Source organism: Mesorhizobium sp. BH1-1-4, from assembly GCF_020165665.1.
GTDB lineage: Bacteria > Pseudomonadota > Alphaproteobacteria > Rhizobiales > Rhizobiaceae > Mesorhizobium.
This window is the reverse complement of sequence record NZ_JAIUIN010000008.1, coordinates 228,820-249,505: the sequence shown is the minus strand read 5'-3', so window position 1 is coordinate 249,505 and position 20,686 is coordinate 228,820. Positions and strand designations below refer to the sequence as shown.

The window sequence follows — 20,686 nt, the reverse complement described above, 5'->3', positions numbered from 1 at the left end:
GTCATCCACGGGCGGAGCAAGGAGCGTAGCGACGCGGCGCAGACCCGAGGATCCATGCCGGGACTTCAAAGCACCGCTGCGGTCCAGAAATTCTGCTCCGGTGCACCCGGCAGCAAGGTCGCGGCATGGATCCAATGGTCTGTTCCGCGTCGCTGCGCTCCTTGCTCCGCCATAGGATGACGAAGTTGGAAGGCGACCGCCAATCTCCAAAGTCTGCGACAGTCCACTGGACGGAACGTAGGCGCCTTTCGCCCCAATCCTAGCCCCTCGCTTTCGGAAACCTGGCCTGCCGCAGGATGTGCGCCGCGCCCTCGTCGATGTCGCGAACGATGGCCGCCCGCGCCCGCGCGCCGTCCTGTGCCTCGATCGCCGCGACGACTTCCTCGTGATAGTCGATGTCCAGGATCGAGGAGAGGTCGTCCTCGAACCCCGTGGCGAGGTTTCTCAGGAAAGGGCCGACCTGCATCCACACCGTCTCGATCAGAAAAATCATCTGCTCGTTGCCGCAATGGCGATAGATCGAGAATTTGAAATCGTGGTTCTTCCTGAGATAGTCGCCGATATCGCCCTTGCGCGCGGCCAGGGTCAGGTCGGTGCAGTGGCGCCGGATCGCCCGCAGATTGTTGCCGTTGATCAGTTTCGTCGCAAGCTCGGTCGCCGGGCCTTCGAGGATCGTGCGCACGGCGGTCAATTGCGAAAATCGCTCGGCCGAGATCACCGGCACCTCGACGCTGCCGTTCGGCATCGGGCTCAGCGCCCGCAAGGCCTGCAACCGCATGAAGGCGCTGCGCACCGGCATGTCGCTGGTGCCCAATTCCTTGGCCAGTTTGCGCGAGGTCAGCTTCTGGCCGGGCAGGAATTGGCCTGACATCAAAGCCCGCACAAGTTCCAGATAGACCTTCTCGTGCAGGGGCACGGTGTCGACGGCGGTCAAACCGAAATGTGTTCTGTCGGCCATTGGCGGGGGCGTTGCTTCTGCATTCTGAAATTGACCTGACGACACGCGCCGCGCTCAAACATTGAGCCGGGCACGGCGGGGACACCCAAGCCGCCGATTGATCATGCATGATAGACGCTTCGGTCGTTGCGCGGCAAGCCAAGTGCTGGAACCGGCGCGGCGGCGGGCTGCCTTCCTTTCCAGGCTATCGATCCGAGGCCTACCGGCTCCTTGCCGCCAGATGCGTCAGCAAATTCCTGGTGATCCGGCCGACGTCGTTCATGGCATCGCCGGCCGGCAAGGCGCCGCACCAGGCGACCGAACTGGCGCAGAAGATCAGGCCGCCCGAAGACAGATGGCGCAGCGTCATCTCCGCGCAGCGGCGGCCGTCGCGCTCGCTGTCGCCTCCCTCGTACCAGCGCGTCGCGTCATGGACGAAGCTGTCCGGGAAGCCGGTCGCCCGCGCAATGACCATGGTGTCGGGGGATGTGCCCAGATGCGGGTCGGTGGCATCGACCTCGTAGCCGGCAGCGCCGCCAAGCACGATGCCCTCGTCGCCGAAGGTCTCGTTGGCGACGCCGTCGAACAACCACGCGGCCGAAGGGGCATGGCTTTGCGGCGTACGCGTGAAGGGGCGCGCGCCGTCGAAGCCCATCAGCGAAATGGCGACGCCCGTCAGCGAGAATTCGCCGCGCCCGCTGGCGCGGAGATAGCCGCCCGGCTGGTTGGTGATCGACAGCGACTGCTCGGCGACCGGTCCATCCCAGGTGCGGCCCGCTTCGAGCGGCGAGCGGCGCAGTTCCATCAGATCGTCCTGGAATGCGACCTTGCCGGCAAAGCCATTGCCGCCGAGATAGGCGATGCCGCCGCCCGCAGCCGCGAACTGGCGCAGCGCGTGCTCCATCTCGACCGACATATATTCGGGATGGCTGCCCGTGATGACCGCCTGATAGCCCTGCAAGCCGGCAAGGCCCCGCTCATGCAGGTCGCGGTCGGTGATGAGATCGAAGGCGATATCATTGTGGTGGCAGAAGCGCAGAAAATGCAGGTCGACCGGCAGATTGTGCGGGCAGCCGCACAGCGGATAATTGTAGTCGTCGCGCAGCGTCGCCTTCGGCTTCCTGGTGGAACAGATCGACACGCCGCTGAGATCACTATGGTAGTCGTAGAGCGACTTCAGATTGTTATCGATCGCGAAGCGATGGCCGCGATCCTCGCACATCCATTCGTAGAGATGCGCCGGCAGGAATTCATCCGCATAGGCGAGATAGGTGGCTGTCGGCACCAGGAACAACAGCGGCGCCCGGCGCACCGACGAAGTGATGAAGAAGACGATACGCTCCGATCCATCCTCATGGCCAATCTCGAAGGCGTAGATTCCGGCCGGCGCCTCGGCGGGAACCTGTAATCGGTAGGAGGCGGGCCACTGCAACGCGCCCATGTCGTCGTCGTGGCAATGCACCGCGTCGTAATGCGACGGCACCAGGCGGGGATCGAAACTCGACCCATCCCAGCGGCGCGAGGTCATGCAGAAGGCGGGCTGGTTGAACGTTTCCAGGAGGAGGACGCGATCGGTGCCCATGGAGGCGATAGGGCCGCTCGGCAGCAAGGTCGGAAACGTCCAGGCGATACGACCGGCCGCGGTTCGCAAGGAGATCGCCGAGAATTTCGCATTGAGCGACCTGACATCGTTTGCCGTGCTGGTGCCGAAAACCATAGCGCCGGGCAGGGGCCGCCACGGCAGGTCGAAGCGATGATCCAGGTGAAATGGCGACAGGAGATCGTCCGAGTCGATCCGCACCATGGTCGCGCCATCAATCGACGAAATCTCGACCCTGAGCCAGGTGTTTGCCGGCAAGGCCACGCCGGTTTCGAGCGGCTTGCCGTCGTGGCCTGACGTCAGCCACCCGTCCTGCAGGCCGAGGCGCAGGTTTCCGCTCTCGAAGAGCACGCGGGCGCCATCGTTGCGGGTCAAATACACTTCGAAGGCGATGCCTTCGATCTCGGTCGCCTTGGCCAGTTCCGCCGCCGCGACACTCAGGAAGGACCCATGATCGAAATCGCGGTGGGACACGGCATTTCCCGTCGGCTCGACGCGCCAGTCCATCGGCTCGGCCGCTTGCGTGTCGAGCCGCACGACGCGCACGTCGCGTGGCTGCCGCGACGACGACACGTGAAGGGCGACCTGTGTACCAGCCGCTGTATGCCAGGGAAAGGTATAGCCCGAGACGGCCATGGCGGAGTGGTCGACGGGGCGCTTCATCGCCGCGAAACTCCGCGTCGCGATACCGGCGGCCGCATTCCCGTCGATGGCGAACTGGACAATTCTTTCATACCCTTGGGTTCTGGAGGTCGCCCCCTCGGCCTTGATTGCCGACGAAGTCCGTGGAGATCTCGCTCAGGCCATCAAGGCCATCGGCGAATCCACGACGACAGTATCGCGATCGCCTGAAACCGGACAGTCGTTCTCGCAGGTCGGCCTCTTCATCACAAATCTTGACCCGAGCGCACTTGCACGTGCGGCCGCTCTCTGGCTTTTTGGAGTACCCATCCGAACGGACTGATTCGCGTCATGCCGCTCGATTGCAATGTCCCGCGGGCAGTTTGCTTGTGGGTCGTGAAGCGCACGCAATTGGCGAAGGAGAAGCAGGCATGGCCGAGTTCAAGAAGCCGGAAATCTCCGAGATGAGACCCAAGATCACAGTGATCGGCGTCGGCGGCGGTGGCGGCAATGCGATCAACAACATGATCGTGGAGCAGCTTCAGGGAACCGAGTTCATTGCCGCCAACACCGATGCCCAGGCGCTGACGATGTCGAAGGCGACGCGGCTGATCCAGCTTGGCGCGCATGTCACGGAAGGCCTTGGCGCCGGCTCGTTGCCCGAGATCGGCCGTGCCGCGGCCGAGGAATCGCTCGACGAGATCATGGATCATCTGGCCGGCACGCATATGTGTTTCGTCACCGCAGGCATGGGCGGCGGCACCGGCACGGGTGCTGCTCCGATCATCGCCCAGGCGGCGCGCAAGGCCGGCATCCTGACGGTCGGCGTCGTCACCAAGCCGTTCACCTTCGAGGGCAGGCGCCGCATGCAGATGGCCGAAGAGGGCATCGAGCGGCTGCGCGAGGCCGCCGACACGGTGATCGTGATCCCCAACCAGAATCTGTTCCGCATCGCCGATGCCAAGACCACCTTCGCCGATGCTTTCGTCATCGCCGACCGGGTGCTTTATGCCGGCGTCAGCTGCATCACCGATCTCATCGTCAAGGAAGGCCTGATCAATCTCGACTTCGCCGACGTCAAATCGGTGATGCGCGGCATGGGCCGCGCTATGATGGGAACCGGCGAGGCGTCCGGAGACGGCCGGGCGATGAAGGCGGCGGAAGCCGCGATCGCCAACCCGCTGCTCGACGAAATGTCCATGAAGGGCGCCAAGGGCGTCCTGGTGTCGATATCGGGCGGCAGGGACATGACCCTGTTCGAGGTCGACGAGGCGGCCACGCGCATCCGCGAGGAAGTCTACGAGGACGCCGACATCATCGTCGGCGCCATCTTCGACAAGAGCATGGAAGGCCGCTTCAGGGTCTCGGTGGTGGCGACCGGTCTGGACCGTGCGCTCGGCGAGGGGGAGGTCCATGCCGATATGGCACGGGACCATCCAGGCCACGCGCCCACGCGGATCCTCCAATAGGATTTATTGGCGGGCCTCGCCAATAGCGCCGTATTGCGTGCGCAGGGGGCTGGTCGGGACAATCGGCACGCAGCGTCTGTATTGATCTCCAGTCCGCCGCTGCTACAAGAATCCGTCACAGACTGCCATCTATACTGGCAACTGGCATTCGTTCTGGCGACCAGAGGCGCGGCTTGGAATTTGACTTGAAAACGATCGAGGCGCTTGCCCCTGACCAGGCATCGCTGAGCGCCGCTTCCAAGCTGACCAAACGATCGAACTGGCCACGCCTCGAAAAGCACGAAGCGCTGGCCCTCATGTGGGGCGAGTGTCAGGGATCCGGCTCCAATCCCTACCGCGTGGTCGTCGACACCGGCGATCATGGCTATAAATGCACGTGCCCGTCGCGAAAATTTCCCTGCAAGCATAGCCTCGCCTTGATGTGGATCGCCGCCACGGTGCCGACCAGTTTCACCCCGGCCGATTCGACGCCGGAGTGGGTGAATGACTGGCTCGGCCGGCGCAGGAAAACCACGCCACCGCCCACGCAGCCGGCCTCGGGTGCCGGCGGCAAGAGCATCGGTGAGGCCGCGCGGAGCGACGAGAGCACCGAGGCGGAAGACGCGGCGGCCGTGGAACGCCGCGAATCGGCACAGCGCAAGCGGGCCGAGGAGACGCGATCCTCGGTGTCGGCGGCGCTGGACGAGATGGACCAGTGGATATCGGATCAGTTGCGGCTTGGTCTTGCCGGATTTGTCGACAACAGCAGCGACCGTTGCCGCCGGATTGCCGCGCGGCTGGTCGACATGAAGGCGACGGCCCTTGCCGGCCGTATTGATGAAATTCCATCGCGCCTGATGTCGCTGCGCAGCGAGGAACGGCCCGACGCGGCGATCCGCGAACTTGGCAAGCTGGTGGTGCTGGCCAAGGCCTGGCGTGCCGCACCCGACGATCCCGAACTGAAGCGGTTGGTGTCGACTTCCGAGACGCGCGACCAGGTTCTGGCGAGCCCCCACGCGGTCCAGGTCGAAAGTACTTGGGAGGTTCTTGGCGAGAAGATCGAGACCCGCCGCGATGGCCTCGTCAGCCATTCGACCTGGCTGCTCGATCTCAGGAGCGCCGCTCCGCGCTTTGCGCTTCTGCTCGATTATTTCCCGGCTTCGGCCGGCCGCCGGTCCAACGCCTTCACGCCAGGCGACCGCTTCGACGCGCGGCTGATCTTCTATCCGTCGCGGCAGCCGCTGCGTGCCCTGGTGATGGACCGCAGGGGTGACGTCTCTTCGGGCGAATGGCCCGCTGTCGCGTCGAGCGAACCGGATCCGCTCACCACGCATCTTGCCTGTCAGGACGCGGCGCCGTGGCTCACCGATTGTCCTGTCATGCTGCCGCAAGGCGCGATCCTGCTCGACGACCGGGGCGCGCCCTGGTGGCAGGCGGCCGGCGACCCGAACGGCATCGCCTTGCCGATCAACGAGGCCGTCAGTCCAACCCTGCTCGGTATCGATCTCGCGGCCACGGCCGCGCTTTGGAATGGCAGCCGGCTTGACCTCCTGGCGGCTCAGAGCAATTTCGGGAGGCTCGATTTGTCGTGAACGAGCTTGAGCAGATCGGCCTGGCGACGATGCGTGACTGCTGGATCACCGGCGGAGCGAGCTTCGACCTGGCCCCGGCCGCGTGGCGGGAAATCGGCGGCGGTTCGGACGCCGACGAGAAGGAGCGCCGGCTGCTGGCGATCGCCGCGCAGGCGCTTGAGATCGCCTTGCGGCCCGCCGCGCCATCGACGCTGAAACGCCGCCCCCCGTTGCCGGAACTCGCTTTCCCGATGTTGCCCGACCGGCTGCGGCCGCTTGCCAGAGCCGCACTCAAACAGGCGGCCGACACAAGGGGCAAGGCACGGGTGGTGACGCTGGTCGCCAGCCGTGGCCTGGTGCTGCATCCGATGGACTGGATGCCTTCTGCCTCCGATCAAGACAGTCCTGATGTCTATGCCCCCTGGGTCGACTGGCAGGCGGGCGTCGAAGGGCAAAGCCATGTCGGCCAGGACAGGCTGACGGCGCAAAACTGGGATGATTTCTACCCCGCGGCGCGGCGTACAGCGCTGGCCGAGATGCGGCGCCGCGAACCGGCTTCGGCCCGGCTGCTGATCGAGGCCAAGGGATCGGGCGAGCCGGCGGAGATCAGGCTTGCCCTTATCCAACTCATGCATTTCGGGCTGGGGCCGGATGATGTGCCGTTCCTGAAGGGGCTGGCCGCCGATCGTTCGGGCAAGGTGCGCGAACTGGCCGGCCGGCTGTTGGCAAGGTTGGGTCAGCAAGGCCTTCCAGGTGAGGCCGGAGGCGAGGATCCGGTCACCGAACTCGCGGCCTTCATCGGCGCGGGCAAATCCGGGTTCATCCGCCGGCGCACGACCTACACGCCGGTGAAACCGAAATCGCCGGCGCAGGACCGACGCCGTGCCGAATTGTTCGGCACCTGCAATCTCGTCGATCTCGCCGCACGCTTTGGCGTTGGCGAAACCGAATTCATCGCCGGTTGGCAGTTCGGCGCCGACAGCAATGCCGATATCTCTTTCGCGCGCATGGTGGCCGCCTCGGGCAGCGATGCCGCGGTGACGCACATGGCCGACACGCTCGTCGCCGAAGGCGGTAGGCCCGCGCTTTTCGTCCTCCACCTGATGCCGCGCCTGGACATCAGAAGAAAACAGGCCCTCATCCGCCTGATCCTGAAAGACGTGACATATCTCGCCTCGCTCAACCTGCTCGAAGCCGCCGAGGCGGGCTGGGTGGAGTGGGGTGACGTCGGGCAAGTCCTGCAGGCGCTGCGTTCGGCCGTTGGCGGAAGCGATGACGGCGCCAGGCGGACCGCCGACAACGTCCTCGAAATGCTTGGCTTTCTTGCCACGTCAGCCACCGCAACGCGGCTGATCGACGAGATGGTGACAGCCGGCATGCCGCCGGCCGCCCCTTCGCTCGGCTTGCTGCGCCTAAACGCGGCGCTGGCCGAATATCAGTCCGAATCTCGAAAATGATCAAATCCGGAGAACAGCAAATGAACGCAGTCATCCGTCTTCCGGTCGAGCAGGCCTATGCCGGCGAGTTGCAGGCGCTGGCGCGCAACGACGATCGGCAAAAGCCCGCCGGCTGGAGCCTGTCGCCAAAGGCGGTGCTGACCTATCTCCTCGGCGGAAAAGCCGACGACGGCACGCCGGTTACGCCGAAATATGTCGGCCGTCGCCGGTTGATGGAAACCGCGGTCGCGACGCTCGCAACCGACCGCGCCCTGCTGCTGCTTGGTGTCCCCGGTACCGCCAAATCCTGGGTGTCGGAGCATCTCGCCGCCGCCATCATGGGCGACTCGACGCTGATCGTGCAGTGCACCGCCGGCACCGACGAAAACCAGATCCGCTATGGCTGGAACTACGCACAGCTTCTGGCCAAGGGCCCGAGCGAGGAGGCGTTGGTGCCGACACCGCTCTACCGCGCCATGCAAGGCGGCAAGCTCTGCCGCCTCGAGGAACTGACGCGCATGGGTTCGGACGTGCAGGATACGCTGATCACCGTGCTGTCCGAAAAGATGATGCCGATCCCCGAACTCAACACCTCGATCTATGCCCAGCGCGGCTTCAACATCATCGCCACCGCCAACAACCGCGACAAGGGCGTCAACGAATTGTCCTCGGCGCTGAAGCGCCGCTTCAACGTCGTCGTGCTGCCCTTGCCCGAAGACATGGCGGAAGAAGTGGCGATCGTCTCCAAGCGCGTCGGCGAGATGGCCGGCGGTCTCGACCTGCCGGTACCGAAGAATGTCGGCGACGAGATCGCTCGCGTGCTGACCATTTTCCGCGAGCTTCGCTCGGGCGCGACATCGGACGGCAAGGTGACGTTGAAGACGCCGTCCGGGTCGCTGTCCACGGCCGAGGCGATCGCGACCATGGTCGGCGGGCTCAGCCAGGCGGCATGGTTCGACGGCGGCAAGCTGGGCGCCGAAGGCCTGGCCGCCAGCCTCGTCGGCGCGATCGTGAAAGATCCGGTGCAGGACAAGCTGGTGCTCGAGGAATATCTGGAGACGGTGCTGAAGAAGCGTCCCGATTATGCCGGTTACTATGCGGCCTTGAACGCGGCGATCTGACGCCATGTCGCAGGGCGAGGTTTCCTATTTCGGCATACGCCATCACGGGCCCGGCTCCGCCGACAGCCTGGTGCAGGCGTTGCAGGATTTGAAACCGGTCGCCGTGCTGATCGAGGGGCCCGCCGACGCTTCCGCGCTGCTGCCATTGCTCGCCCGCCCTGAAATGCAGCCGCCGGTGGCGCTGCTGTGCTATCCCGAAGACGATCCGGCTTCGACCAGCTTCTGGCCGTTCGCCGAGTTCTCGCCGGAATACCAGGCCGCCCTGTGGGCCGTCGGCAACAGCGCTGCATTACGGTTCATCGACCTGCCGTCATCGGCCCGGGTGGCACCGGTTGAAGATGCGCAGGACGCTGCCGCCGAAGAAGCGGAAGCCAAGGTCGAGATTGAAACGGCGCCGCATCTGCGTGACCCGATCGGCGCACTGGCACAAGCCGCCGGCTACGAGGATGGCGAAAGCTGGTGGGCCGACATCATCGAACAGAACCCGGAGCCAGGGCCGATCTTCGCGGCCATAGCCGATGCGATGACGACACTGCGCGAAGGCGAAGGCCCGCTTGCCGAATTCGAGGCCAGACGCGAAGCGCATATGCGGCTTGAGATCGCCGCCGCGCGCAAGGAATTCGACGGACCGATCGCTGTCGTCTGCGGCGCCTTCCATGTGCCGGCCCTGCGGGCGACACGTCCGCAAAAAGAGGATCAGGCCCTCCTGAGAGGGCTAGCCCGGCGCAAGAGCACGATGACCTGGGCGCCTTGGACCGGGCCGCGCCTTGCGCTTGGCTTCGGCTATGGCGCCGGGGTCGTCGCCCCCGGCTGGTGCAAGCATCTTTGGCGCACCCGTGGCCGGCATGACGCGGCGACCTTGTGGCTCGCCATGATCGCCGCCGTGCTGAGGGCGAAGGGGCATATGGTCTCGACCGCCTCGCTGATCGAAGCCGAAAGGCTGGCCCGCGCGCTGGCTGTGATCCGCGAACGGCCAAAGCCCGGCTTCGAGGAATTGCGCGACGCCGCGATCGCCGCCTTGTTCAACGGCGAAGCCATCCTGTGGGCGCTGGTCGAGGCCGAACTGCTGTTGGGGGCGGATGTCGGCGAAATTCCGCCCGATACCCCGTTGGCGCCGCTGATCGAGGACCTGCAGCGCAACCAGAAGGCGGCGCGGCTGAAACCCGAGGCGCTGGAGCGCGAATTGTCGGTCGATTTGCGCAGCGAAAGCGGGCTGTTTCGGTCGACCTTGCTGCACCGGCTGAACGTGCTTGGCGTGCATTGGGGCAAGCTGACCGACGCAGGCCGCAGCCGTGGCACCTTCCGCGAGCGATGGACGCTGTCATGGGAGCCTGAATATGCCGTTCGCCTGGTCGAGAACCTGGTCCATGGCCCAACCATCGAGAAGGCCGCCAACGGCCGGCTGATCCAGATGATTTCCGCCGCGTCATCCCTCGATGCGTTGGCGGGCCTGGTTCAAGGCGCCATCACGGCAAACCTGTCGGAAGCCTGGACCATCGGTCTCGCGACGCTGGAGGAACGCGCCGCGCACAGCAGCGAATGCCTGGAAATCCTGGCATCGGTGCCGCCGCTCGCCGACATCATCCGCTATGGCGAAGCCCGCAAGACCGAAACCGCCCGCCTGTCCGGTCTTCTGGCGCGGCTGATTGTCGAAGGCGGGATCGCACTCCCCTATGCCGCCCGTGATCTCGATGCGCAGGCTTCCTCTGTGCTGGTCGGCGCCATGCGCAAGGCCGACGACGCGATCAGGCTGGTCGAACCGGAACAGGACGTTCTGGATGCCTGGCGCAACGGACTGGCGGCCGTGCTCGACGGGTCGCGCTCGACGGCGCTGGTAGCGGGATGTGCCGCGCATCTGCTCTACGAGGCCGGCCATCTGTCGGCTGAAGCAGCGGCCGGCCTGATCGCGCGGCGCCTGTCGCCGGGCACGGCGGTCACCGAGGCCGCGGGGTTCTTCGAGGGCTTCTTCAGCACCGCCGGCCAGCGGCTCATTTACGATGAAGGGTTGCGCGGAGCAGTGGACGCCTGGCTCAAATCGCTCGACGAGGAGGCATTCGTCGCGCATTTGCCGCTGTTGCGCCGGGTCTTTTCGCACCTCGACTCGATGGAGCGGCGGCGGCTGATCGAAGTGGTGCTCGGCCGCGCCAGGCGCCTGCCGGCCGGGCTGACACCAACGCCTGATGGCGGCGAGGCGTGGCGCCGGCATCTCGATCGGCTCGCGCCATTGCTCAGCGGCGAGAATGGCCATGGATGACGAGATCGACATGAGCGAGTCCGGCCAGGCGGGCGACGAGCGCGAGCGCCGCTGGCGCCTGGCGATCGGCGCCGATGATCCGTCATCGGCAGCGCTTTCCGAGACCGACAAGCGGCTGTCCGCGGCACTGGATGCGCTCTATGGCGACGGCGCCGGCGACGCGGGTGCCGATCCGCGCAAACGGCGCGGCGGTCTGGGGCGCTCGGCGCCGAAAGTCGCGCAATGGATGGGCGATATCAGGTCGTTCTTTCCCGCGCAGGTGGTCCAGATCGTCCAGAAGGATGCCTTCGAACGGCTGAACCTGAAGCAGATGCTGATGGAGCCGGAATTCCTCAAGGCGATCGAGGCGGACGTCAATCTGGTCGCCGATCTGATCTCGCTGCGCTCGGTCATGCCGGCCAAGACCAAGGACGTAGCCCGCACGATCATCGCCGACATCGTCGCCAAGCTGATGCAACGGCTGGAGCAGAAGACCGCCGAGGCAATACGCGGTGCGCTCGACCGCTCGCGCCGCACCAACCGCCCGCGCCAGCGCGACATAGATTGGCCGCGCACCATTTCGGCCAACCTTCGCCACTATCAGCCCGAGCACAAGACCATCGTGCCGGAAAGATTGATCGGCTTCATGCGCCAGCAGCGTCGGCTGGTCGATCTGGACGAGGTCGTGCTGTGCGTCGACCAGTCCGGGTCGATGGCCAGTTCGGTGATCTATGCCTCGATATTCGCCGCCGTCATGGCCTCGCTGCCGGTGGTGAAAACCAAGCTGGTCTGCTTCGACACGGCGATCGTCGACCTGACCGAGGAACTCAGCGATCCTGTCGAAGTGCTGTTCGGCGTGCAGCTTGGCGGCGGCACCGACATCAACCAGGCGGTCGCCTATTGCGCCGAGCGTATCGAACGGCCGACCAAGTCGCACGTGGTGCTGATCACAGACCTCTATGAAGGCGGCAACGGCCAGGAATTGCTGCAGCGGCTAGCCGCACTCGTTCGCTCGGGCGTCAATGTCGTGGTGCTCCTGGCGCTGACCGACCAGGGCAGGCCGGGCTATGACCCCAAAATGGCCGGGTCGGTTGCGGCACTCGGCATTCCCGTCTTTGCCTGCACGCCGGATCTGTTTCCCGACATGATGGCGGCGGCACTGCGTCGCGAGGATATCGGCGCCTGGGCGGCCGGGGCCGACATCAAGCTGGTACGCGCCGAGGCCGACGGCTCCATGGCTGGCGCGTAAGGCGCGATTCTTCATCCCGCCTGGAACGCGCCTGGCGTCGCCAGAGCGGGAACCCAGAAGCAATTTTGAAAGGCCGGTGCTGACAGGGCACGGCGGAAGGGCCGCTCCGCATCATCATAAGCTGACATCGCCAAAAGGCCGGCCGACGCCGACCTCGGCCGTCATGTCGTGAATTGCGCGCAGCGATCGCTTGACTCCCATCGCGCCATGTGAAAAATTTTGCAGCAACTGATAAAAATATCAAAGGGTGGAAATGGTAGGGTTCGGCAACGGCCTTTTGCGCGACGATGATGCCAGCATGGCGGCGCGTGCCGCCTGGCTTCATTACGCCGGCGGGCTGACCCAGTCCGAGGTCGCCAAGCGGCTCGGGCTGACCAGCCTCAAGGCCCATCGCCTGATCACCAAGGCCAACCAGGAAGGGCTGGTGAAGGTCTATATCGACGGCGAAGTGTCGGAATGCGTCGAGCTCGAGGACGAACTCTCCCGCCGCTACGGCCTCGACTATTGCGAAGTGGTCCCCGATTTCGATTCCGAGGACCTGCCGCTCAAGGCGCTCGGCATTGCCGGCGCGCAGTTCCTCAAGCGCGAGATCGAGCGCGGCGAAGAGGCGCTGATCGGCGTCGGCCATGGCCGCACGCTGGCTGCCTGCGTCGAATATCTGCCGCGCACCACCACCGACCGGATCCGCTTCGTTTCGCTGCTCGGCGGCCTGACGCGGAAATTCTCGGCCAACCCGCATGACGTCATCCATCGTCTCGCCGAGCGCACCGGCGCCGAAGCCTATGTGATGCCGGTGCCGATGTTCGCCAACACGGCGGAGGACCGCATCGTGCTGCTCGGCCAGAAGGGCATCAGCGAGGTCTTCGATCTCGCGCGTTCCGCCGACCTGTTGTTCGCCGGCATCGGTACCGCCGAACGCGAGGCGTCGCTGGTCGCCACCGGCATGATCGAGAAGGGCGAGATGGAGGAGATCCGCCGCAATGGCGGTGTCGGCGAACTGCTCGGCCATTTCTTCGACGAGGCCGGCAAGGCGGTGGCGACGACCGTCTCCAACCGGGCGCTGGCGCTGGCGCGCGAGGATATCGCCAGCCGCCGGATCGTCGCCGTTGCCGGCGGCAAGATCAAGGTTCGCGCCATCAAGTCGGTGCTGGAGGGGCGCTATCTCAAGGGCCTGATAACGGACGAGCGCACGGCGCGATCGCTCGTGGAAGAGACGCCGGTCGGGTAGCCGGCAACAGTTCAGTTGAAACTACCCTGTGGAGGAGAAGACGAAATGCATGAGAAAGAGAAAGACCTCATAGACGCCTTCCTGCGCGGACAAGTCGACCGTCGCGGATTGATCAAGGGCCTGGGTGCGATGGGCCTTGCCGCCGGCGCCGCCGGCACGCTGCTCAACCTCGGCCAGACCCGCGCGCTCGCCGCCGACTTCGATTGGCAGGCGCATAAGGGCAAGACCATCAAGCTCCTGCTCAACAAGCATCCCTATGCCGATGCCATGATCGCCGACCTCGAGAACTTCAAGAAGCTGACCGGCATGAACGTCGTCTATGACGTCTTCCCCGAAGACGTCTATTTCGACAAGGTCACGGCGGCACTGTCGGCGAGCTCGCCCGAATACGATGCCTTCATGACCGGCGCCTACATGACCTGGACCTATGGCCCGGCCGGTTGGATCACCGACCTCAACGAATGGATCAAGGATCCGGCCAAGACCAATCCGAACTATGCCTGGGACGATATCCTGCCGGGCGTGAAATCGTCCTGCGCCTGGAACGGTAAGCCGGGTGGCGCGCTGGGTTCCGAGGATGCCAAGCAGTGGTGCATTCCGTGGGCGTTCGAACAGAACAACATCACCTACAACAAGGGGATGTTCGACAAGGCTGGCGTCGGCGTTCCCGGCAATCTGGACGAGATGATCACCACGGCCGCCAAGCTGCAGAAGGATATCGGCAGCGGCGTCTACGGCATCGGTGTGCGCGGCTCGCGTTCCTGGGCGACGATCCACCCGGGCTTCCTCTCGGCCTACTCGAACTTCAACGAGAAGGACTTGACCGTTTCCGCCGATGGCAAGCTCGCGGCGGCGATGAACACCGCCGGCTCCAAGGCCTTCCACGCCAAATGGGTGCAGATGATCCAGGAGAGCGGCCCCAAGGACTGGTCGACCTACACCTGGTACCAGGTCGGCACCGACCTCGGTGCCGGCGCCTCGGCGATGATCTTCGACGCCGACTGCCTCGGCTACTTCATGAATGGCGGCGACAACAAGATGGCTGGCAAGCTCGCCTATGCCGCCTTCACCGCCAATCCGGAAGCCAAGGCCTCGACGCCCAACATCTGGATCTGGTCGCTGGCGATGTCCAACTTCTCCAAGGACAAGGACGCGACCTGGTACTTCCTGCAATGGGCTTCCGGCCCCGAGCACGGCCTGTTCGGCGCCACCAAGATGGATTTCGTCGATCCGGTCCGCCAGTCGGTGTGGAAGGACGAGATGTTCCGCGAGAAGCTGAACAAGAGCTACCCCGGCTATGTCGAGATGTTCGACGCTTCGGCCGCCGGCGCCTCGATCAAGTTCACCGCGCAGCCGCTGTTCTTCGACCTCACCACCGAATGGGCGGCGACACTGCAGAAGATGGTGGCCAAGGAAGTGCCGGTCGACGAGGGCCTCGACAAGCTCGCCGAGAGCATCAACGGCCAGCTCAAGGAAGCCGGTCTCGGCTAAGTCGCAACGAGGGCCGGCCCGCCTGGCGGGTCGGCCCCGTCAAACCTTTTCATGTTTGCGATGCGGTGCCGAAAGGTGACCGCCATTTCGCCCGACCGGCCGCCTTGCTCCCTTGGGCGGCCGGCAGGGCGAAGCGACAGCAACAACGGAGCAGCTCGATGACTGCGGTGGTATCGCAAAGGCTCAAGCCATCCGGCTTCAGGATCAGCAAGAGGGTGCTGCCCTACGTGCTCAGCCTGCCGGCCCTGCTGGTCTGCATCGGCATCCTGATCCCGTTCCTGACCTCGGTGGTCTATTCGTTCCAACGCTACCGGCTGAGCCAGCCCTGGGCGCGGCAGTTCAACTGGGGCGACAACTACATCTCCTTCTTTACCGATCCAAAATTCTGGAACACGCTGAAGGTCTCGCTGCTCTATGCCGGCACCACGGTCGTGCTGGAACTCCTTTTGGGCCTTGCCATCGCGCTGCTGCTGCAGAAGCGCTCGACGCTGAACAACTTCATCTCGATCATGCTCCTCATGCCGCTGATGACGGCACCGGCGCTCGCCGCGCTGATGTGGAAGCTGATGACCAATCCAGGCTTCGGCGTGCTGAGCTATCTCGCCAGCCTGATCGGTCTGCAGGATTTCCGCTGGGCCTCGTCGCCGTCGACGGCGCTGTTCACCGTGGTGCTGGTCGACATCTGGGTCTACACGCCCTTCATCATGATCCTGCTGCTTGCCGGCCTGCGCAGCCTGCCGACGCAGCCTTTCGAGGCGGCGGCCCTCGACGGCGTGCCGAGGAGCTTCGTCTTCTTCCGCATCACGCTGCCGATGCTGACGCCCTACATCCTGACGGCGACCTTGTTTCGCCTGCTCGATTCCATCCAGCAGTTCGACATCATCTATGCGATGACTCAGGGCGGGCCCGGCGACACGCTGACCGTCTTCCAGGTCGAGGCCTATCTCAATTTCTTCCAGTCGACCAATGTCGGCCGCTCGGCGGCGCTGATGATCATCCTGTGGGCGATCACCTATTTCCTCTCCAACATCTTCATCAAGAACTGGCTCCGGCTGCGCGAACGCGCCCGTGGCCAGGCATAGGAGGCGGCCATGGAACACACCTCCCTGCTCGAACGCATCCTGCGCGGCATCGCACTGACCCTGGTCGTGATCTTCTTCATGTTCCCGATCCTCTGGATCTTCATGATGTCGTTCCAGACCAACGAGACCATCCTGCGCATCCCGCCGCAGCTCATCTTCGAACCGACGCTGGCCAACTACACGGCACTGATCACCGGCAAGCTGATGACCGCCGCCGGCACGCTCGACATCGCCTTCATGCGCAATCTCTGGAATTCGGTGTTCCTGTCGGTGACCTCGGTCGCGGTATCGCTGCTGCTCGGCGTACCGGCCGCCTACGCCTTCGCCCGCCACAAATTCCGTGGCTCGGAGGACATCGCCTTCACGCTTTTGTCGTTCAAGTTCGCGCCGGCGCTCTTGGTGCTGTTGCCGCTGACCCTCTATTTCCAGAAGCTGGGCTTGGCCAACACCTATATCGGTCTGATATGGGTCTACCAGTTGATCTGCCTGCCGCTGATCCTGTGGATCGTGCGCGGCTATTTCGAGGATATTCCGGCCGACATCGAATATGCCTACCGCATCGGCGGCCATTCCTGGTTCGCCACCTTCCGCAAGATCGCGCTGCCGCTCGCCGGCCCCGGCATTGCGGCGGCCGGCCTGCTCGCCTTCATCTTCGCCTGGAACAATTTCGTCTTCGCGCTAGTGCTGGCCTCGGCCGACAAGCAGCCGGTGACGGTCGGCGCGCTCGCCTTCATCACCTCATCCGGCATCCAGTACGGCCAGATCTCGGCGGCCATCGTGCTCTCGATCACGCCGACGCTGGCGCTCGCCCTCTACGCACAGCGCTATCTGGTCGAAGGCCTGTCGCTCGGCGCGGTGAAAGGATAGACATGGCCAGCCTCGAACTCAAAAATGTCGTCAAGCGCTACAAGAGCCAGACCGTCCTCGACAATCTGTCGTTGACCGTGGCTGATGGCGAAACGCTCGTGCTGTTCGGTCCGTCCGGCGCCGGCAAGACGGTGCTGCTGCGCCTCGTCGCCGGCGTTATCGACCCCGATGAAGGCAAGATACTGATCGGCGGCGAGGACATGACCGACGTCGACGCCGAGTTTCGCGGCGTCGGCATGGCGTTCCAGAATTTTGCGCTGTTTCCGCATATGAGCGCCTTCGACAACATCGCCACGCCGCTGGCGGCCAAGCGTTCGTCACAGAGCGCGATCAAGTCCGGCGTCGAAAGCGTCGCCAAGCTGTTGAAGATCGCGCATGTGCTCTCCCACAAGCCGCGCGCGCTCTCCAACGGCCAGAAGCAGCGCACCGCGCTTGCCCGCGCGCTGGTCGGCTCGCCGCCGTTGCTGCTGCTCGACGATCCCTTGCGCAATGTCGACGCCAAATTGCGTTTCGAGATGCGGCTCGAATTGCCAAGGCTGCTCGCCGATCGCGGCGCCACCGTCGTCTACGTCACCCAGGACTACAAGGAGGCCATGGCGCTCGGCGACCGCATCGCTGTCATGTCGCAAGGCGTCATCCGGCAGCTCGGCACGCCCGAGCAGATCTACCGCGAGCCGGCCAATGTCGAGATCGCGCGGCTGTTCGGCGATCCGACCATCAATCTGCTCGACGTCAAGCCCGCGCGGGACGCCAGGGGGATCTATGTCGGCCTGTCCAATGTCCAGGTCCATCTCCCTGATGCTCCCGAGACCGCCATCGGTCGCGACTGCATCATCGGGCTGCGGCCCGAGGCACTGCATTTCGTTGGCGACAACGAGCCCGGCGCCATTCCGGTGACGGTCGAGGCCGAGACGCCGCTCAACGAAAAGATCGTCACGCTTGTGCGTACCGTGCGCGGCCGTGAAATCCTGGTCTCACGCCCGGCCGGAACGCCGGGCCGCGGCGAAGGCAAGGCCCATATCGCCGTCGACGGCAAAAGCGCCTTGCTATTCGATCACGCCAGCGGCGAGCGCATCGGCGCCAAGAACATCGTCAAATTGCGCAGCGGAGAAGCGGCATGAGCGCCAGCGCACTCACCATTTCAGGCGTCGACAAATTCTATGGCCCGATCGACCGGGGCGTTCACGCCGTCAAGAACCTGACCATGGAAATCGGCAAGGGCGAGATCGTGGCACTGCTCGGCTCGTCCGGCTGCGGCAAGACCTCGACCTTGCGCATGATCGCCGGCTTCGAGGAGGTCTCGCGGGGCGCCATCGCCGTCGCCGGCCGCAAGGTGCACACCTTGCCGCCGGTCAAGCGCAATGTGGCGATGGCCTTCGAGGGCTACTCGCTCTACCCGCCGCTGACCGTGCGCGAAAACATGGCCTTCGCGCTCAAGGCCGCCCGACTGCCCAGGAGCGAGGTCGATGCCAAGGTCGCCAGCATCGCCAAGCTGCTCGAGGTCGAGGACATATTGGAGCGCTATCCCAGTTCCATCTCGGGCGGCCAGCAGCAGCGCGCCAGCCTTGGCCGGGCGCTGATCCGCGAGGCCGACCTGCATCTGCTCGACGAGCCGATGGGACAGCTCGAGCCGCAGCTGCGCGCCGTGCTGCGCGGCCGCATCAAGCACTTCATCAAGGAGCGCGGCCTGACCGCGATCCTGGTCACCCACGACCAGACCGAGGCCAATGCGCTCGCCGACCGCATCGCGGTGATGGAGGGCGGCGTGCTGCAGCAGTTCGATACTCCGGACCGGATCAAGGAGCGCCCGGCCAATCTGTTCACCGGCACCTTCGTCGGCGAGCCGCCGATGAACGTCTTCGAGGCCTTTGTCGGCACCGCCGCCGGCCGCATCAACCTGCGGCTGCCCGACGGCCTGTCGCTCGATTACGATAAGGATGCCTTCAGCGCCCCGGTTCGCGACCAGTTGCTCAGCCGCGAACGGGTGGTCATCGGCATCAGGCCCTACGCGGTCCGGCGCTCGAAGGAGGGTGTTCCGGCCAGGGTCTCGGCCAATCAATGGCTCGGCGACCAGACCCACATCGCCGCCGACTTCGCCGGTGGCTCGCTGGTTCTGGTCGAGCATGACCGCACGCGGCTCGACCTCGGCGCGCCGATCAATGTCAGCATCGATCCGAAAAACCTGCATGTTTTCGACCAGGCCAGCGGCAAGGCCATCTCGCACGGCATGGAACTCGCGTGATGCGTGATCTTCTGATCGGCATCGACGCCGGCACCTCCGTCATCAAGTCCATCGCCTTCGACACGAAGGGCCGGCAGATCGCTGCTGCGGCAACGCCGAACCATTACGAGACGCTGCCGGGCGGCGGCGCCGAACAGGATCTGGCTCGCACCTGGGCCGATGCCGCCACGACGCTGCGCCAGCTTGCCGACAAGGTGCCCGATCTCGCCAGCCGCACCGTAGCCATCGCGGTGACCGGGCAGGGCGACGGCACCTGGCTGATCGACGCCAAGGGCGAGCCGGTGGCCAAGGGGTGGCTGTGGCTCGACGCGCGCGCCGCCGGCGTCGTCGAGGAGATCCGCGCGCGGCCCGATGACCGGCTGCGTTTCGAAAAGACCGGCAGCGGGCTCGCCGCCTGCCAGCAAGGCTCGCAGTTCGTCTTCATGAAGCGCACCATGCCCGAAATGCTCGGCAAGGCGGCAACCGCCTTTCACTGCAAGGATTGGCTCTATTTCAAGCTGACCGGCGAGCGCGCCACCGACCCGTCCGAAGGGACCTTCACCTTCGGTGATTTCCACACCCGCGACTATAGCGAGGATGTGCTAGACGTTCTCGGCGTCGCCGATCTCAGGCACCTTTTGCCGCCGATCGTCGACGGCACCAGGCACAGCACCGGACTGTCGCCGGCGGCGGCCGCCGTCACCGGCATGCTGGCCGGCACACCCGTCGTGCTCGGTTATGTCGACGTCGTCTGCACCGCGCTCGGCGCCGGCCTTCTCGACCGCGAGCGCAAGCCCGGCTGTTCGATCATCGGCTCCACCGGCATGCATATGCGGCTGGCCGAGACCCCAGACGATGTGCAGCTCAACGAGGCGGCGACCGGCTACACCATGGCCATGCCGGCGCCCGGCGTGTTCGCGCAGATGCAGTCCAACATGGCGGCGACGCTCAACATCGACTGGGTGCTCGGGCTTGCCTCGGGCATTCTGGCCTCGCAAGGCATAAGCCGCAGCAGTGGCGAGATGATCGCGCTGGTCGATGCCTGGATCGCGGCCTCGCGGCCGGCCTCGCTGCTCTATCAGCCCTACGTCTCGGAAGCCGGCGAGCGTGGGCCGTTCGTCGATGCCAATGCGAGGGCCGGTTTCGTCGGCATTTCCTCGCGGCACGGCTACGCCGATCTCGTCCGCGCCGTCTTCGAAGGCTTGGCCTTCGCCGCGCGCGACTGTTACGCCGCCATGGGGCCGCTGCCGCGCGAAATCCGCCTGACTGGCGGCGCCGCCAGAAGCCCGGCGCTGCGCAAGATCCTTGGCGCGGCCATTGGCGCCGACACGCGCACCAGCGCGCGTGAGGAGGCTGGTGCGGCGGGTGCGGCGATGATCGCCGCGGTCTGCGTTGGTCAATACGCGTCCATGGACGACTGCGTCGGCGAATGGGTGACGCCGCTGCTCGGCGAGGCCGAGCCGAGCGACCCGGACCTCGCCGCGATCTACGACAGGATGACACCGTCCTACATGCTGGCGCACCAGGCCTTGCGGCCGGTCTGGCGCGCCATGGCGACATCGCAGGAAAATTGAGAAGTCG

15 protein-coding genes and 1 pseudogene are annotated in these 20,686 nt (G+C 65.1%); 14 read left to right on the top strand and 2 right to left on the bottom strand.

Going from position 1 to position 20,686, the window contains the following annotated elements:
- Positions 1 to 259: 259 nt before the first annotated feature.
- Both LB569_RS17050 and LB569_RS17045 read right to left on the bottom strand, forming a co-directional pair.
- Complete coding sequence (locus tag LB569_RS17050) at positions 260 to 958, bottom strand: GntR family transcriptional regulator (RefSeq protein WP_224538263.1); 699 nt, start codon at positions 956 to 958, stop codon at positions 260 to 262.
- A 199-nt stretch (positions 959 to 1,157) separates the two neighbouring features.
- Positions 1,158 to 3,200 carry a N,N-dimethylformamidase beta subunit family domain-containing protein gene (locus tag LB569_RS17045; protein ID WP_224693289.1) on the bottom strand — a complete coding sequence of 681 codons (2,043 nt, stop codon included), beginning with the start codon at positions 3,198 to 3,200 and terminating at the stop codon, positions 1,158 to 1,160.
- On the opposite strand from LB569_RS17045, the gene LB569_RS17040 reads away from it, so the two are divergent.
- The 14 genes and pseudogenes from LB569_RS17040 to LB569_RS16975 all read left to right on the top strand — a co-directional run bounded on the left by LB569_RS17040 (position 3,172) and on the right by LB569_RS16975 (position 20,679).
- The gene (locus LB569_RS17040) at positions 3,172 to 3,501 is read left to right on the top strand and encodes a hypothetical protein (RefSeq protein WP_224693288.1); all 330 of its coding nucleotides are present in this window, start codon (positions 3,172 to 3,174) and stop codon (positions 3,499 to 3,501) included. The genes LB569_RS17045 and LB569_RS17040 overlap by 29 nt on opposite strands.
- A gap of 88 nt (positions 3,502 to 3,589) precedes the next feature.
- Positions 3,590 to 4,546, top strand: a pseudogene (gene ftsZ / locus LB569_RS17035) (cell division protein FtsZ); the annotation flags it as partial.
- Between the two features lie 266 nt (positions 4,547 to 4,812).
- Positions 4,813 to 6,198, top strand: a complete 1,386-nt coding sequence (locus LB569_RS17030; protein ID WP_224693287.1) for an SWIM zinc finger domain-containing protein — start codon at positions 4,813 to 4,815, stop codon at positions 6,196 to 6,198.
- On the top strand, positions 6,195 to 7,634 hold the full coding sequence (locus LB569_RS17025; RefSeq protein ID WP_224693286.1) for a DUF5691 domain-containing protein: 1,440 nt from the start codon (positions 6,195 to 6,197) through the stop codon (positions 7,632 to 7,634). The genes LB569_RS17030 and LB569_RS17025 overlap by 4 nt, the downstream gene beginning before the upstream one ends.
- 20 nt (positions 7,635 to 7,654) lie before the next feature.
- The gene (locus tag LB569_RS17020; protein ID WP_140705553.1) at positions 7,655 to 8,734 is read left to right on the top strand and encodes an ATP-binding protein; all 1,080 of its coding nucleotides are present in this window, start codon (positions 7,655 to 7,657) and stop codon (positions 8,732 to 8,734) included.
- A gap of 4 nt (positions 8,735 to 8,738) precedes the next feature.
- Positions 8,739 to 10,988 (top strand): DUF5682 family protein, encoded by a 2,250-nt coding sequence (locus LB569_RS17015; RefSeq protein ID WP_224693285.1) that lies wholly within the window; start codon positions 8,739 to 8,741, stop codon positions 10,986 to 10,988.
- A complete protein-coding gene (locus LB569_RS17010; RefSeq protein WP_224693284.1) occupies positions 10,981 to 12,216 on the top strand; it encodes a VWA domain-containing protein in 1,236 nt (411 codons plus the stop codon). The genes LB569_RS17015 and LB569_RS17010 overlap by 8 nt, the downstream gene beginning before the upstream one ends.
- Positions 12,217 to 12,469: 253 nt before the next feature.
- Positions 12,470 to 13,444 (top strand): sugar-binding transcriptional regulator, encoded by a 975-nt coding sequence (locus tag LB569_RS17005; RefSeq protein WP_140705914.1) that lies wholly within the window; start codon positions 12,470 to 12,472, stop codon positions 13,442 to 13,444.
- Between the two features lie 45 nt (positions 13,445 to 13,489).
- A complete protein-coding gene (locus LB569_RS17000; RefSeq protein ID WP_224693283.1) occupies positions 13,490 to 14,935 on the top strand; it encodes an extracellular solute-binding protein in 1,446 nt (481 codons plus the stop codon).
- Positions 14,936 to 15,093: 158 nt separating this feature from the next.
- The gene (locus LB569_RS16995) at positions 15,094 to 16,017 is read left to right on the top strand and encodes a carbohydrate ABC transporter permease (protein WP_015318968.1); all 924 of its coding nucleotides are present in this window, start codon (positions 15,094 to 15,096) and stop codon (positions 16,015 to 16,017) included.
- A gap of 9 nt (positions 16,018 to 16,026) precedes the next feature.
- Entirely contained in the window at positions 16,027 to 16,884 is an 858-nt protein-coding gene (locus tag LB569_RS16990) for a carbohydrate ABC transporter permease (RefSeq protein WP_140705560.1), read from the top strand.
- A gap of 2 nt (positions 16,885 to 16,886) precedes the next feature.
- Complete coding sequence (locus tag LB569_RS16985) at positions 16,887 to 18,005, top strand: ABC transporter ATP-binding protein (RefSeq protein ID WP_224693282.1); 1,119 nt, start codon at positions 16,887 to 16,889, stop codon at positions 18,003 to 18,005.
- Positions 18,002 to 19,126 carry an ABC transporter ATP-binding protein gene (locus LB569_RS16980; RefSeq protein ID WP_224693281.1) on the top strand — a complete coding sequence of 375 codons (1,125 nt, stop codon included), beginning with the start codon at positions 18,002 to 18,004 and terminating at the stop codon, positions 19,124 to 19,126. The genes LB569_RS16985 and LB569_RS16980 overlap by 4 nt, the downstream gene beginning before the upstream one ends.
- Complete coding sequence (locus tag LB569_RS16975; protein ID WP_224693280.1) at positions 19,126 to 20,679, top strand: FGGY-family carbohydrate kinase; 1,554 nt, start codon at positions 19,126 to 19,128, stop codon at positions 20,677 to 20,679. Before LB569_RS16980 ends, LB569_RS16975 begins: the two co-directional genes overlap by 1 nt.
- The last annotated feature ends 7 nt before the right edge of the window (positions 20,680 to 20,686 follow it).

Coding starts and splice junctions, on each gene's coding strand:
- LB569_RS16995 (WP_015318968.1), top strand. CDS start 15,094: ATGACTGCGGTGGTATCGCAAAGGCTCAAGCCATCCGGCTTCAGGATC.
- LB569_RS17010 (WP_224693284.1), top strand. CDS start 10,981: ATGGATGACGAGATCGACATGAGCGAGTCCGGCCAGGCGGGCGACGAG.
- LB569_RS16975 (WP_224693280.1), top strand. CDS start 19,126: ATGCGTGATCTTCTGATCGGCATCGACGCCGGCACCTCCGTCATCAAG.
- LB569_RS16985 (WP_224693282.1), top strand. CDS start 16,887: ATGGCCAGCCTCGAACTCAAAAATGTCGTCAAGCGCTACAAGAGCCAG.
- LB569_RS17015 (WP_224693285.1), top strand. CDS start 8,739: ATGTCGCAGGGCGAGGTTTCCTATTTCGGCATACGCCATCACGGGCCC.
- LB569_RS16980 (WP_224693281.1), top strand. CDS start 18,002: ATGAGCGCCAGCGCACTCACCATTTCAGGCGTCGACAAATTCTATGGC.
- LB569_RS17040 (WP_224693288.1), top strand. CDS start 3,172: ATGGCGGAGTGGTCGACGGGGCGCTTCATCGCCGCGAAACTCCGCGTC.
- LB569_RS17045 (WP_224693289.1), bottom strand. CDS start 3,200: ATGAAGCGCCCCGTCGACCACTCCGCCATGGCCGTCTCGGGCTATACC.
- LB569_RS16990 (WP_140705560.1), top strand. CDS start 16,027: ATGGAACACACCTCCCTGCTCGAACGCATCCTGCGCGGCATCGCACTG.
- LB569_RS17000 (WP_224693283.1), top strand. CDS start 13,490: ATGCATGAGAAAGAGAAAGACCTCATAGACGCCTTCCTGCGCGGACAA.
- LB569_RS17005 (WP_140705914.1), top strand. CDS start 12,470: ATGGTAGGGTTCGGCAACGGCCTTTTGCGCGACGATGATGCCAGCATG.
- LB569_RS17050 (WP_224538263.1), bottom strand. CDS start 958: ATGGCCGACAGAACACATTTCGGTTTGACCGCCGTCGACACCGTGCCC.
- LB569_RS17020 (WP_140705553.1), top strand. CDS start 7,655: ATGAACGCAGTCATCCGTCTTCCGGTCGAGCAGGCCTATGCCGGCGAG.